We start from the raw sequence: 13,283 nt of genomic DNA on the forward strand, positions 1-13,283 counted from the left end.
GCACGTCGCCGTCGGGAGGCCCCGGCCCCACGCGGCGGCCCGACAGACTCGGCGCGTGACGTTGAAGAGCACGGCCGAGACCTCTGCGGCCTCACCGACGCCGCCGGCGCCGAGCTCACCGGCCTCACCCGCGGCATCGCCCTCCCCCGGCCGCCAGCGCAGCCCGCTGCGCGCCGTCGGCTCCACCGCGGTCGCCAAGGTGCTCGTGATGGGCCTGTCGGGGGCGCTCGGGATCGTCACCAGCCGGCTGATCATCAGCCACTTCGGCGTCGACGCCTATGCGCAGTACGGGCTGCTCGGCACCCTGCCCGCCCTGATGCCCTTCGCCGACCTCGGCATCTCCGCGGCGGTGCTCAACGTCATCGCGGGCTCCGAGGACCCCCGGCGCGACGTGCTGGTGCGTCGGATCCTCACCAGCGCACTGCGCCTGATGCTGGTCTCCGGTGCCGTGATCGCCCTGATCGGGCTGGCCGTCGGCCTGCTCGGCTGGTGGCCCGCAGCGCTGGGTGACGGCCTCCAGCCCGGCGGCGGCACCGTCGCCTCGCTGTGCGTGATGCTGTTCGGGCTTGCGCTGCCGCTCTCGATCGGGCCGCGGATTCTGGTCGCCCTGGGACGCAACCCGCTCCAGATCGCCACCCAGGCGATGGTCTCGCCGTTCATGCTCGGCTCGATCGGCCTGGTGATCGTGCTCGGCGTGCACGCCGGCAGCTACCTGGCGATCTTCTCCTACCTGGCCTCGGCGCTGGTCTCGCTGACCTGCCTGGTGCTGGGCGCGCGGCTGCTGCGCCCCCAGGTCGGTGCGGCGATCGCCGACGTCCCCCGGCTGCGCGAGGTGCCCGGCGTACGGGTGATGGACGTGGCCTGGCCGATGCTGGTGCAGATGCTGGCCCTGCCGGTGGCGATGCAGACCGACCGGCTGCTGCTCAGCCACGCCGCCGGGTCCGACACCCTGGCGCAGTACAACCTCGGCTCGCAGCTCTTCGCCCTCGTCCTGCAGACCATCTCGGCCGCGGGCGTCTCGCTGTGGCCGATCTTCGCCAAGGCCCGCAGCAGTGCCGAGATCCGCTCGCCGTTCCCGATGGCGTGGCTCTTCCTGGCCGGCTCCCTGGCGGTCTCGCTGGTGATGGTGGTGGCGATGCCGTTCATCGTCCACCTGGTCAGCGACGGGGCGATCCACCTGCCGACGATGCTGGTGCTCTGGTTCGTGGCGTTCACCTGCGTGCAGGGCGCGAAGTATCCGCTCGGGATGTACATGACCGACCTGGCCGGGCTGCGCTTCCAGGTGGTGCCGATCCTGATCATGGTGCCGCTCAACCTCGGCATCTCCTGGGCCCTGATCGCGCCGTGGGGAGCGGCCGGGCCGGTGGCGGGCTCCACCATCGCGGTGCTGTGCTGCCAGGTGCTCCCGTGTGCGTACTACGTCCGCCGCGACCTGGCCCGTCGGCGGGCCGCGGAGGTGACGCTGTGAGCGGGGCTGCCCGGATCGGCGTGGTGGTGGTCAACTACGCCAGCGCCGACCTGATCGCGACCAACCTGGCAGGGCTGGCCGATGGGGACGTGGTCGTGGAGGTGGTCGTGGTGGACAACCGCTCCACCTCCGAGGAGCGTCGCCGGGTCGGGGCACTGGCCACCGAACGTGGCTGGCACCTGCTCACGCCCGGCACCAACCTGGGCTTCGGGGTCGGCGCGAACCTCGGGGTGGAGGCGGCGTTCGCCCTCGGCCTCGACGTGGTCTGCCTGCTCAACCCCGATGCCCGGATCAGCGCCGCCGACCTGGAGACGCTGGCCGCACGGGCCCTGGCCGAGCCCGACACCCTGCGGGCGCCGCGGGTGGTCACCGAGGAGGGCCGCGACTGGTTCACCGGCGGCCGGATCGACCTGCGCGCCGGGACGACGCCGAAGGCCACGCTGAGCGACGATCCGGCTGCGGGACCGTACTGGCTCAGCGGTGCCTGCCTCGTCTTCACCGCTGCGGCCTGGGCGCGCACCGGGGGCTTCGCCCCGGACTTCTTCCTCTACTGGGAGGACGTCGACCTGAGCTGGCGCCACGTCGCGGCCGGCGGCCGACTGGCCTACGACGGCGACCTGACCGTGGTCCACGCCGTCGGCGGCAGCCAGCGTGACGAGGCCCGCCTCGGCCGCGGCCGCTCGCCCCTGTACTACCGCTACAACTGCCGTAACCGGCTGCTCTTCGCCGCCCGGCACCTCGATGCCCGCACCCGGCTGCGCTGGGCGCTGAGTGCCCCGCGCTACGCCCGCGAGGTGCTGCTGCGCGGCGGGCGACGCCAGCTGCTGCGGCCGTGGGCGCCGCTGAGCGCTCTGGTCCGGGGCACCCTCGCCGGGTGGGGCGCGCTGCTGGCCCGGTCGCCTGCGCGGTCAGGGCGGTCGGCTCGGTCTGCGCCGTCTGCTCCGTCGGCTCCCTCCGTGGAGTCCGGCACCGTGCGGGTCTATCGCAGCCTGCGCACCGCGCACCTGGAGCGGTTCGCCGAGCTGGAGCCCGCGACCGTCTTCTACCGGCACCGCAACTACGACTTCGACGCCACCCTGCTCGAGGGCCTGGACGTGCACCAGGTCGACGGCGCCCTCGACCTCGCACTGCGGCTGCTGCGCCGTGACGTGGCGACGCTGGAGGTCAACGAGCCGCTGATGCTGGCCGCGACCCGCACCAGCCTGGCGGCCGTGGCCGCGGTCCGGCTCCGTGGGGCGGTGCGGAGGCGTCGTACGCGGGTGGTGGCCTACGCCATCGAGAACCTCGACCCGTTCGCGACAGCCCAGACCCGGGTACGTCGTCGGGCGCGCCGCTCCGCCCACCGGATCGCGACCCGGCTGCTGGTCGGGGCCCTGGACCGGCTCGCGTTCGGCACCGAGGCCGCGGCGAGGACCTACCGGCCCTGGCTGCACGGACCGCGACCCGAGACCGCCGTGATCCCGGCACTGTCCACCCCGTGCCCCACCTGCCCGTCCAGCGGCGGTCCTCAGCAAGGCGAGCGGGCCGGGGTGGTCTTCCTCGGCGCCTTCGACGAGCGCAAGGGCCTGCGCCAGCTGCTCGCCGCCTGGCCGACGGTCGGTGACCTGGCCCCCGAGGCGACCCTGCGGCTGCTGGGCAAGGGGGCACTGGAGCCCCTGGCCCGGGCCGCAGCGGCCACCGACCCGCGGGTCACGCTCGCGGTCGATCCGAGTCGGGTCGAGATCCACGCCGCGCTGGCCGGGGCACGCGTGGTGGTGCTCCTCTCCCAGCCCTCCCCGACCTGGCGGGAGCAGGTCGGGCTGCCGATCGTGGAGGCGCTGGCACACGGCTGCGAGATCGTCACCACCGCCGAGACCGGGCTGGCGTCGTGGCTGCACGACCACGGGCACCGCCTGGTCGCCGCCGACGCCGCTCCGGGCGACCTCGCCGCGACCATCGCCGAGGCCCTGGCCTCGGCGCGGGGGCCGGCCGAGATCACCGCGGACCTGCCCGCCGTCGACGGCCGGCTGGCGGCCGACCGCTGGCTGCAGGAGCGGGGCGAGGCGCCGAGGGGAACGGTCCGCCGGCGGCGTACCGAGGCCGTGTCGGCCGCCCGCTAGACACAACTTGTCTGAGGAGTTGGCGCGATCCGCGCTAGTCTGCTGCCTGCACCGGCACCCCTCCCCCGAAGGCAGGCATGACCACCGCTCCCGGCTCCGCCACGTCCCCCGACACCGTCCCCGTCCCCGTCCTCGCCCTCACCGACGTCACCTTCCGGCGCGGGCCACGCACCATCCTCGACCGGATCACCTTCACCGTCGGAGCCGGTGAGCACTGGGCACTGATCGGCCCCAACGGCGCCGGCAAGAGCACCATCCTCAGCCTCTGCGGGGCCCTGGAGCACCCCACCGCGGGGACCGTCGAGGTGCTCGGCCAGCGCCTGGGCCGGGTCGAGCTCCAGGCCCTGCGACGCACCATCGGGCACGTCAACCCGCGCCACCCGCTGACCTCGCCGCTGACAGTGCGCGAGGTGGTGCTGACCGGCCTGACCGGCTCGATCGACAGGCCGCCGCGATGGACCCCGAGCGCCGAACAGGTCCGCCACGCCGACACCCTGATCGCCCAGATGGGGCTGGGCGGCAAGGACGAGGACCGCTGGCCCACCCTCTCCCAGGGCGAGCGCGGCCGGGCCCTGATCGCCCGCGCACTGATCATCGAGCCCCGCCTGCTGCTGCTCGATGAGCCCACCACCGGCCTCGACGTCGCCGCGCGCGAGCAGCTGCTCGCCACCATCGACGCCCTGGAGCACACCCACCCCGAGCTGGCCTCGATCGTGGTGACCCACCACCTCGAGGAGCTCCCGTCAAGCACCTCGCACGCGGTGCTGCTGCGCGAGGGCCGGGTGCTCGACGCCGGACCCGCCACCGACGTCCTCACCACCGCCCAGGTCTCGGCCGCGTTCGACTATCCGATCCGGGTCGGGGTCGACGCCGGACGCTGGTACGCACGGGCCCTGTCGCCTGGCTCACACTGACAACAAGAGGCTCCAAAAAAGCAATCCCCCACATTGGGTATATCAAGGCAAAATTCTTCCGAAAAGCGAAATTCTGCTCAGAAAAATTTTGCGGCCGCAGATAAGACACCTAGCGTGACGTCCGCGTCACGAACGATGCGTAGATATACCCGATTTCAAGGAGCCAGCACCTTGCTGTTGCCGAGACCCCAGGGCACTGCCCGCCCCTTCCCCCGCCGGACCGCCGGCATCGCCGCGCTCAGCGTGCTGGGCCTGATGGCCCTCGTACCTGCCACGACGAGCGCGTTCGCCACCACCGGTGGCAGCACCACCAGCACGACCAGCGTCACCTCGACGACGAAGTCGATGACCAGCTCGAGCACCCGCACCCGGCCCGCCTGGGCAGCCCCGCGTGCCGGCACGAGCACCCCCGCGAGCAGCGCACCGAGCAGCACCGCGAGCAGCACCCCCACGACGAGCACCTCCCCCTCCTCCTCGTCGACCGGCGTGCCCGCCTCCACCAAGCTGACCGTGCACGAGGGCGACATCAACGTCACCACCGCCGGCGCCGTGATCAGCGGCCTGGACGTGCACGGCGCGATCAAGGTCAACGCCCCCAACGTCACGATCAAGGACAGCATCATCCGATTCCGCAGCGGTGGCTACACCGCCGGGATCCAGAGCTATTCCACCGGCCTGACCATCTCCGACGTCGAGATCGCCCCGACCGTCACCTCGCCGAACTACAACGGCGTGATGGGCTCGGGCTTCACCCTGACCCGCGCCAACATCCACGGCGTGGTCGACTCGGTGCACATCTACGGCAACGACGTAGTGGTCCAGGACTCCTGGCTGCACGACAACACGCACTTCCTCAACGACCCGAACTGGGGCGGCAAGCCGTCCCACGACGACAGCATCCAGATCGTCAAGGGAGCCCGGATCACGATCCGCGGGAACAACTACTCCGGTGCCTACAACTCCGGCATCCAGGTCACCCAGGACAGCGGTGCCGTGTCACAGCTGACCATCACCAAGAACATGGCCGACGGCGGCGGGTGCACGATCAACCTGTCGGAGAAGGGCGGCGGCCCGCTCCAGGGCGTCACCATCACCAACAACCGCTTCGGCGGTCACCAGCGGGTGGCGAACTGCGCCATCATCAGGCCCGCGACCACCACGGTCGTCGCGACCGGGAACGCCTGGGTCTCAAGCGGCACCTCGGTGGCGCTGAGCCGCGGCTGACCCGGCCAGCACCTCGGCCATCTCCTCGCGGTAGCGGTCCAGGGAGAACCGGCGCTCGGCGTCGTGCCGTCCCCGGCTCGCCATCCGAGCCGCCGCGTCGGGGTCCTGGGCCAGCACCTGGAGGCCCTGCGCCAGCAGCGCCGCGTCACCGGGCTCCACCAGGAGTCCGGTGACGTGGTCCTCCACGATCTCGGCCAGGCCCTGCACCCGGGAGGCGACCAGGGGCCGTTCGGCCAGCAGCGCCTCGACGGCGGTGTTGCCGAACGGCTCCATCCGCGAGGGCACCAGCACCGCGTCGGCGGCGGCGACCACCGCGGCCGGGTCCTCGACGTAGCCGCAGAACTCGACCGCGCCGGCCAGATCGGGCTCGGCGGCACGGGTCCGGAGCTCGTCCTCGAACCACTCGTAGCCCTCGAAGACCGAGCCGCACAGCCGAAGCCGGGCATCGGTCCCCCGGGCCCGCAGCAGCGAGACCGCCTCCAGGGCGACGTCGGTGCCCTTGCGCGGCGAGAGCCGCCCGACCAGGACCACCTCGAGCGGGTCCTCGGCCCGGCGACGACGCGGCGGCGTCACCCGCTCCGGCGCGGGCACCCCGTTGTAGACCACCCGCGCCCGGCGGCGCAGCGGACGCATCGCCCGGACCAGCACGTCCTGGGAGCTCTGCGAGTTGGCCACCACCCGGTCGGCGAGCAGCAGCGGCAGCGCCAGCCCGAACCGGACCCAGCGCGGCACCGCGTCCTCGGCCTCGTGCACGTGACAGACCGTGGACCGGCCCTGCGAGCGAGCGACGGCGAGCCACCACGGGATGGTGACGGTGTTGACCAGCACCTCGTCGGGCTGCACCTCGCGGATCACGCCGATCGCGCGACGCACGAAGCCGGGCAGCGCGAGCGCGAGCCCGACCGCTCCCCGCGGGCTGAGCACGGCGTGGCGCAGCACCGGGGTGGGCAGCACCCGCACCTGGGCGCCGGCCTCCTCCAGCACCGCGACCAGGGCTCCGGTCGAGGGCAGCACGACGACCACGTCCCAGCCACGCTCGACGGCGCCCGCGACCGTCTCGGCCAGCTGCCGGTCCGACCCGTAGAGCTCGGCGGAGGGGTGGGCCACCAGCAGGGTGCTCATCCGACCAGCGCCCGCTCGGCATCCGTACGCCGGCCAGCGGACTGCCACACCGAGCGGCGCCGTGGGGCGAGCCGCTCGAACAGCCCCTCGTACTGGTCGGTGATCCGACTCCAGCTGAACTCCTCGGTGTGCCGGATCCGGGCCGCTGCCGACATCTGCATGGCCAGGATCGGGTCGCCGATCACCCGCTCCAGGGCCGTCACGATCGAGACCTCGTCGCGGACGTAGAGCGCCGCGGTGCCGGCCACCCAGCGGTTGTACGGGTTGTCGTGCGCGATCACCGGGTTGGCGCAGCCCAGCGCCTCGACCAGCGACGGGTTGGTGCCGCCGACGGTGTGGCCGTGCAGGTAGGCCAGCGAGTGGTAGCGCAGGGCCTGCAGCCGGTCCGGGTCGTAGATCGCCCCGACGAAGTCGACCTCGTCGCTGGCGGCGTCGAGCACCTGGCGGTGGTACGGGTCGGAGGCGTCGTACGTGCCGACGACGACCAGCCGCTTGCCCCACCGGCGTGAGGAGAAGGCGCGCACCATCTCCAGGATGCTGTTCTCCGGCACCGGCCGGGCGACCAGGGTGAGGTAGCCGCCCGGGGTCAGGCCGAGCTCGTCGAGCGCCAGCCTCGGGGCGTCACGCACCGAGGGCGCCCCGTAGGCGATGGTGACGATCTTGTCCCGCGAGACCCGGGTGGCGAGGTGGTCGGCGATCACCGGGTGGTCGGCGATCAGCTCGTTGCCCAGCCAGCAGCCGGCCCGCTCCTGGGCGTACAGGAAGATCCGCTGGAGGCCGGTCCAGCCGCGGCGCTTCCACTCGATGCCGTCCATGTTGATCACCTGCGGCACCCGCCGCAGCCGGAGCAGCAGGTTGAGCATCGCGGTGTTGTAGCCGAAGGTGACGCACAGGTCGCGGTGCCGGGCGGCGTGCGCGATCGCCTGGGCGTCGAACCACATCGTGCCCTTGGCACCGTCGTAGCGTGCCGGCAGCCAGACCCGCTCGATGCCCTTCCACTCGTCGGTCCGTGTCCGGGCCTCGGGATCGTCGTCCTGGCAGTAGACGACCACCTTCCAGCCGCGTGCGACGAGCTCGAGGCCGATGTTCTCCACGGCGGTCTCGAACCCGCCGTGGGCAGCCGGCACGCCGCGCGTGCCGAGCATCCGAACAGTCCTGCGTGCGGCCCTCATCGCCACGGTCCCTCCCGCTGGTTGCGTTGGCTGATGTCGCCCATACGACAGCGGCTCACGCGCCGGATCGCCCGTGGATCAAGGGATTCACGCATTTGGGGGACGGTGGTGGCGTCCGTCCTGCAGGCCGGGGCCGGTGCGGTCCACCTCGTAGGCCGCGACCGCCGCGAGCTGGCTGCCGACCTCCAGCCGGCGCAGCACCTCCTTGACCTGGGAGCGGACCGTGGAGGGGGCCACTCCCAGCCGCAGGGCGATCTCGGCGACCGGGATGCCCAGGTGCAGCAGCTCCAGGACGCGGCGCTGTCCGGTGCTCAGCCGAGCGATCCGGGCGGCGTTGCTCTCCCGGTCCGCGGCGGAGTCCAGCCACTCCGAGACGGCGCTGGCCCACTGCTCGCGGGGCATCACCGACCGGTTCTCCCCCATCCGGTTGAGCTGATCGACGACCTCGTCGAGGCCGATCGCGCCGGGCAGCACCAGCTCGGCGCCGCCGACCAGCAGCCCACCCCAGGCCGGGCCGGGTGCCGCGTCGGTGATCACCGCCCACGGCACGTCCACCTGCGTCATCACCGTCCGTGCTTCGTAGAGCAACGACCAGCGGTCCAGGGAGCAGACCATCAGCCCCACCCGGGGCACCCGGGAGGTGCCTCGCCGTGGCAGTGGCAGCACCGGACGGGCCCGTCCACGCCACGGCACTGCCGCGACGGTGAACCCTCGATCCATCAGTGCAGCACGGACTGCTTCCCCCACCAGAGCCTGGTCCGAGGCAACGAGTACCTCAAGTGCAGGCCCGATCCCGCCCTCGCCGCTCGCAGCTTGGTTGCTCACGCTCGACTCCCCATCGCGATTGTCATCGTCACGTCGGGGCACGCTGCCCCGGCGCTCACGTACCCCGTCATGGTCAGGACGGGATCGGGGCGAACGGGGCAGGAGAGGGACCGGCCACCCAGTATTGGGGACGCCGACCACGGGACCCCAGAGTCGGGCCTGGACGCGCCGTCGCGAGGACCGTTTCGGCTCCGCCTCTACCGCCGAAGGCAAAATCGGCACACAATCCCGTCATAGCGGAACGCTCGGGCCGTCCCCAAGATGAGGGAGCCTGTGGCACAGATGTTGATTCTGCGTCACCGGTCTTCAAACCATAGGAAGGCGACGGCGCTGCGGGGCCGTCCGAATCATCTCGGAGGCTTCACATGGCATTGGCGGGCAGCATGACTGAAACACCGCACGTCGCGCGCAAGACGAACGCGCGCGGACAGCTCCGGATCATGATCGTGGACGACCACCTGCTCTTCGGTGAGTCCCTCGACCTGGTCCTCACCGTCGAGGGGTACGACGTCCGGCGGGCGGAGATACCCGAGAGCGCCAGCTCGGCGGGAGGACTCGTCTCGGCCATCACCCGGGTGCAACCCAAGATCGTGCTGCTCGACCTCGACCTGGGCTCGTTCGGTGACGGCGTACGCCTGATCGGTCCGCTGGCCAAGGCCGGGATCAACGTCGTCGTCGTGACCGCGTCCTCGGACAAGGCCCGCTGGGGCGAGGCGCTGCGCCAGGGTGCCCGGACGGTGCTGCCCAAGTCGCGCCCGCTCAACGAGATCCTCGGCGTGGTGCGCCGGCTCCTCCAGGGGCTGCCGGTGATCACCCACCAGGAGCTGGAGTCGATGCTCACGCACGCCTCGGAGCAGCGCTCGGCCCAGGCCTCGATCCGGGACCGTCTGGCCCTGCTCACCCCGCGTGAGACCCAGGTCCTCGGCGAGCTGATGCTCGGGCGCACGGTGCACGAGATCGCGATGGCCAGTGTGGTCTCCGAGGCGACGGTGCGGACCCAGGTGAAGTCGATCCTGGCCAAGCTGGAGGTCTCCTCCCAGCTCGCTGCCGTCGGCCTGGCCCACCAGGTCGGGTGGCGCGCGCCGCAGGACTGAGAACTCGCTGAGTTCTTCCCTTAATTGCGGCATGCTGAGGGCGTTCTCCCCCGCTTACGTTGGGCGCACAGCCGAGCGATGAGTGGGGAGAACGATGGCTCTGCAGACAGCGACACCACCGACACCGCTGGTGGTGGTCCGGCCGGCGGCGATCACGGTGGCGCCTGCCCGCCTGAGCCGTACGGTCAAGGCGACCTGGGAGTGGTCCGCAGCCGCTCTCGGCATGCTCGTGGTGCTGCCGCTGCTGATCGTCCTCGCGTTGTGGATCAAGCTCGACTCCCGTGGCCCGGTGCTCTACCGGCAGACCCGCGTCGGTCGTGACGGCGTCCCCTTCACGGTGCTGAAGCTGCGCACCATGTACGTCGGCGCGGACCGTGCCTACGCCGCGCTGGTGGACGGCGTCGAGCCGGTCAAGCAGCGCACCGACGACCGGATCACCCGCGCCGGCCGGATCCTGCGCCGCACCTCCCTCGACGAGCTGCCGCAGCTGTTCAACGTGCTCGGCGGTCAGATGGCGCTGATCGGTCCGCGCCCGCCGCTGCCGCACGAGCTGGTGCTCTACTCCCCCCAGGCCCGCGCCCGGTTCGCGGTGCGGCCCGGGCTGACCGGCCTGTGGCAGGTCTCGGGCCGCGCCGACCTGACCTGGACCGAGGCGGGACGCCTGGACCAGCTGTACGTCGAGACCTGGTCGCTGCGTCGCGACCTCGCGATCCTGGCACGCACCGTGCCCGCCGTCCTGGGCGGGCGCGGGGCGTACTAGGCCACTGCTGCCCGGACGTCGGGGCAGGCTCAGCCCAGCGGCAGCCGCACCTGGACCCGGGTGCCGCGCCCCGGCTCGGAGTCGATCGTGACGGTGCCACCGTGGGCCTCGACGATCCGGGCGACGATCGCCATCCCGAGGCCGGTGCCGGGCAGGTTGCGCACCTGCGGGTCGGCGGAGCGGAAGAACTCCTCGAAGATCCGCTCCTGGTCCTCGGGGCTCATCCCGACGCCGGTGTCGCGGCAGGAGAAGACCGCCCAGCCCTCCTCGCGCAAGACCGCGACCTTGACCGAGCCGGAGACGGTGTACTTGACCGCGTTGCCGATCAGGTTGGCCAGCACCCGGCCGAGCTCGGCCCGGTTCCCGGCGATCATGGTGGGCTCGGCGCCGTGGGACTCGTCGATCAGCGCCAGTCCGGCCTGCTCGGCGAGCGGACGGTGTACGTCGACGGCGTACCGCAGGAGGGTGGTCAGGTCGACCCGCTCGCGCGGCATCCTGGCGGCGTCGGCCCGGTAGAGCGCGAGCAGCCCCTCGACGCTGTAGAGCAGCTCCTGGGTGGCGCGCTTCATCACCTGGACGGCATGCGGCACCAGCTCGGCGTCGGCACCGGTCTGCTCCAGCATGTCGAGGTGGAGCCGGATCGCGCTGATCGGGCTGACCAGGTCATGGGAGACGGTGGCGACCAGGCGCGACTTGTAGTCGGCGATCCGCTGCAGGTCGATGACGAGCTGGTGCTCGCGCTCCTGGGTGCGGAACGCGGCGATGCTGCGCCCCAGGTCGCGGGCGATGTCGGCGACGGCGCGGGCCTCGATCTCGCTCCACGGCGAGCGCTGCGTGGTCCGGGCGACGGTGAGCCCGCCGTAGCACTCGGCTCCGGCGCCGACCGGGACGAGCATCGCGTTGAGGGCACCCATCTCCTCCAGCAGCCGTTGGGCCTGCACGGCCCCGAGGTCGCTGCGGGTGGCGGCGCGGAGGCTGTCGGGGTCTGCGGCGGTGAGCTCGACCGGGGCTCCGCCGGCCTGCCAGGCGGCGATCAGGGCGTCCTCGCCCAGCGAGATCAGGGACTCCTCGCCGGTCCGGTCCCAGTCCTCGAAGAGGTGGTAGCGGACTACGTCGGCACTGAGCCCGATCTCGATGCTGCGTCGGGCGCGGCTCAGCGCCTCGGCGGGCGGCAGCTCCCCGGAGGCACGGCGCAGCACGGTGCGGGCGGCCTCGGCGAGCCGGGCCCGCTCGGCCTGCCGCTCGCGCTCCAGGACGGCGAGGATGGTGCGGGAGGCGAACCGGCCGAGCTCGTCGAGCCGGACCCACTCCGGCCCGACCGGCACGCGACCCGAGACCGGGACGTCGACGCTGAGCACCGCGACGATGTCGCCGCCGTCGTGTCGCACCGGGTAGTTGAGCGTGTCCAGCGGATGCCAGGCCTGCGGGTCGGGGTCCTCGGGGATGTCGGGCACCCAGGCGTACTCCGGGGCGACCGGGGTGCCCTGGGCTCCGCGGATCAGGTGCCAGCGGCCGTGGATCTCGCCGTTGCTGAACAGGTTCGGCCAGACCTCCGGCGGCACCGCCATCCGGTCGATGTCGTCGTCGTTGAGCGGCGTCCCGACAGCGACGGCGACCTGGAGGAAGCCGTCGTCACGCACCACCGACAGCGCGGCGACCCGGAAGCCGACCAGGCCGGCGAGGTCGTCGAGGGTGTCGTGCACCTCGGCCCGCGCCCGCTCGTCGCCGATCGGCACGGCCCGCGCCCGATGGTTGAGCTGGACGCTCTCGAAGTGGGACCGCGTCGGCACCGGCTCGAAGGGGATCGCCTGCGTGCCGACAGCGCTCTCGACAGGTCCCGAATCCGCATCGTCCCGCATGCCACTCCCCCAGAGATATCTCGCCCCACACGAGACCTCTACTGTGACACGCAGGGCGAAGGACGCCCAGTATCGGGGTCGCTCGGGCGCACGGAGAAGTCCTGGGGCTAGACCGGTCTAGGACCGGGACCCGCGTCGCCCCACGAGTCGAGCCCCGGTTCGGGCTAGGAGTTGAACCGGGACTGGGCCTTGTCCAGACCCTCGTCGATCAGGCACTCGATCGCGTCGGCGGCGGTGTCGACCTGGAACGGCAGCACCTTGCGCTCGGCGGTGGAGTAGTTGCCGAGCACGAAGTCGGCGACGTCCTGGCGACCCGGCGGGCGGCCGATGCCGACCCGGACCCGGTAGAAGTCGCCGGTGCCCAGCGAGCCGCGGATGGACTTCAGCCCGTTGTGGCCGTTGTCGCCGCCGCCGTACTTGAGGCGCATGGTGTCGAAGTCGATGTCGAGCTCGTCGTGGATCACGATCATGCGCTCGGGTGCGACCTTGAAGAACTGGGCGGTCGCCTTGACCGGCCCGCCGACCTCGTTCATGAAGGAACGCGGTCGGCACAGGATGACGCGAGGGCCGCCCATCGTCAGGCGGCCCTCGACTGTGTCAGAGCGCCCGGCCTTGTTCGACTTCCAGGAGCCGCGCAGCCGGGAGGCCAACTCGTCGTTGACCATGTAGCCGATGTTGTGACGGTTGCCTGCGTACGCCGGACCGGGGTTACCCAGGCCGACGACCAGCCAGACGTCGTCACTCAT

At 72.0% G+C, this 13,283-nt stretch carries 12 protein-coding genes; 6 read left to right on the plus strand and 6 right to left on the minus strand.

Going from position 1 to position 13,283, the window contains the following annotated elements; translation table 11 throughout:
* Positions 1-55 precede the first annotated feature (55 nt).
* From Q1V88_RS10495 to Q1V88_RS10505, 3 genes are all read left to right on the plus strand, one after another.
* Positions 56-1,468, plus strand: a complete 1,413-nt coding sequence (locus Q1V88_RS10495) for a hypothetical protein (protein ID WP_300681136.1) — start codon at positions 56-58, stop codon at positions 1,466-1,468.
* Positions 1,465-3,567, plus strand: a complete 2,103-nt coding sequence (locus tag Q1V88_RS10500) for a glycosyltransferase (protein ID WP_300681137.1) — start codon at positions 1,465-1,467, stop codon at positions 3,565-3,567. The genes Q1V88_RS10495 and Q1V88_RS10500 overlap by 4 nt, the downstream gene beginning before the upstream one ends.
* Before the next feature lie 77 nt (positions 3,568-3,644).
* Positions 3,645-4,481 carry an ATP-binding cassette domain-containing protein gene (locus tag Q1V88_RS10505; protein ID WP_300681138.1) on the plus strand — a complete coding sequence of 279 codons (837 nt, stop codon included), beginning with the start codon at positions 3,645-3,647 and terminating at the stop codon, positions 4,479-4,481.
* A 155-nt stretch (positions 4,482-4,636) separates the two neighbouring features.
* Here Q1V88_RS10505 and Q1V88_RS10510 read toward each other — a convergent pair whose 3' ends face one another.
* Positions 4,637-4,981: a hypothetical protein gene (locus Q1V88_RS10510; protein ID WP_300681139.1), complete on the minus strand. Its 345-nt coding sequence runs from the start codon at positions 4,979-4,981 to the stop codon at positions 4,637-4,639.
* On the opposite strand from Q1V88_RS10510, the gene Q1V88_RS10515 reads away from it, so the two are divergent.
* The gene (locus Q1V88_RS10515; RefSeq protein WP_300681140.1) at positions 4,968-5,705 is read left to right on the plus strand and encodes a hypothetical protein; all 738 of its coding nucleotides are present in this window, start codon (positions 4,968-4,970) and stop codon (positions 5,703-5,705) included. The genes Q1V88_RS10510 and Q1V88_RS10515 overlap by 14 nt on opposite strands.
* On the opposite strand, the gene Q1V88_RS10520 is transcribed toward Q1V88_RS10515, so the two are convergent.
* From Q1V88_RS10520 to Q1V88_RS10530, 3 genes are all read right to left on the minus strand, one after another.
* Entirely contained in the window at positions 5,670-6,827 is a 1,158-nt protein-coding gene (locus tag Q1V88_RS10520) for a glycosyltransferase family 4 protein (protein ID WP_300681141.1), read from the minus strand. The genes Q1V88_RS10515 and Q1V88_RS10520 overlap by 36 nt on opposite strands.
* Positions 6,824-7,972, minus strand: a complete 1,149-nt coding sequence (locus Q1V88_RS10525) for a glycosyltransferase (protein ID WP_300681142.1) — start codon at positions 7,970-7,972, stop codon at positions 6,824-6,826. The genes Q1V88_RS10520 and Q1V88_RS10525 overlap by 4 nt, the downstream gene beginning before the upstream one ends.
* Before the next feature lie 114 nt (positions 7,973-8,086).
* Positions 8,087-8,824, minus strand: coding sequence for a LuxR C-terminal-related transcriptional regulator (locus Q1V88_RS10530; RefSeq protein ID WP_300681143.1), 738 nt, complete (start codon positions 8,822-8,824; stop codon positions 8,087-8,089).
* Between the two features lie 383 nt (positions 8,825-9,207).
* Between Q1V88_RS10530 and Q1V88_RS10535 the strand changes: the two genes are divergently transcribed.
* On the plus strand, positions 9,208-9,918 hold the full coding sequence (locus Q1V88_RS10535) for a response regulator transcription factor (protein WP_300681144.1): 711 nt from the start codon (positions 9,208-9,210) through the stop codon (positions 9,916-9,918).
* 94 nt (positions 9,919-10,012) lie between these two features.
* A complete protein-coding gene (locus Q1V88_RS10540) occupies positions 10,013-10,678 on the plus strand; it encodes a sugar transferase (protein ID WP_300681145.1) in 666 nt (221 codons plus the stop codon).
* 29 nt (positions 10,679-10,707) lie between these two features.
* On the opposite strand, the gene Q1V88_RS10545 is transcribed toward Q1V88_RS10540, so the two are convergent.
* Both Q1V88_RS10545 and pth read right to left on the minus strand, forming a co-directional pair.
* Positions 10,708-12,468 carry an ATP-binding protein gene (locus tag Q1V88_RS10545; protein ID WP_300681146.1) on the minus strand — a complete coding sequence of 587 codons (1,761 nt, stop codon included), beginning with the start codon at positions 12,466-12,468 and terminating at the stop codon, positions 10,708-10,710.
* 233 nt (positions 12,469-12,701) lie between these two features.
* Positions 12,702-13,283: an aminoacyl-tRNA hydrolase gene (gene pth, locus Q1V88_RS10550; protein WP_300681147.1), complete on the minus strand. Its 582-nt coding sequence runs from the start codon at positions 13,281-13,283 to the stop codon at positions 12,702-12,704.

It is taken from the genome of Nocardioides sp., assembly GCF_030150155.1.
In the GTDB taxonomy this organism is placed as follows: Bacteria; Actinomycetota; Actinomycetes; order Propionibacteriales; family Nocardioidaceae; genus Nocardioides.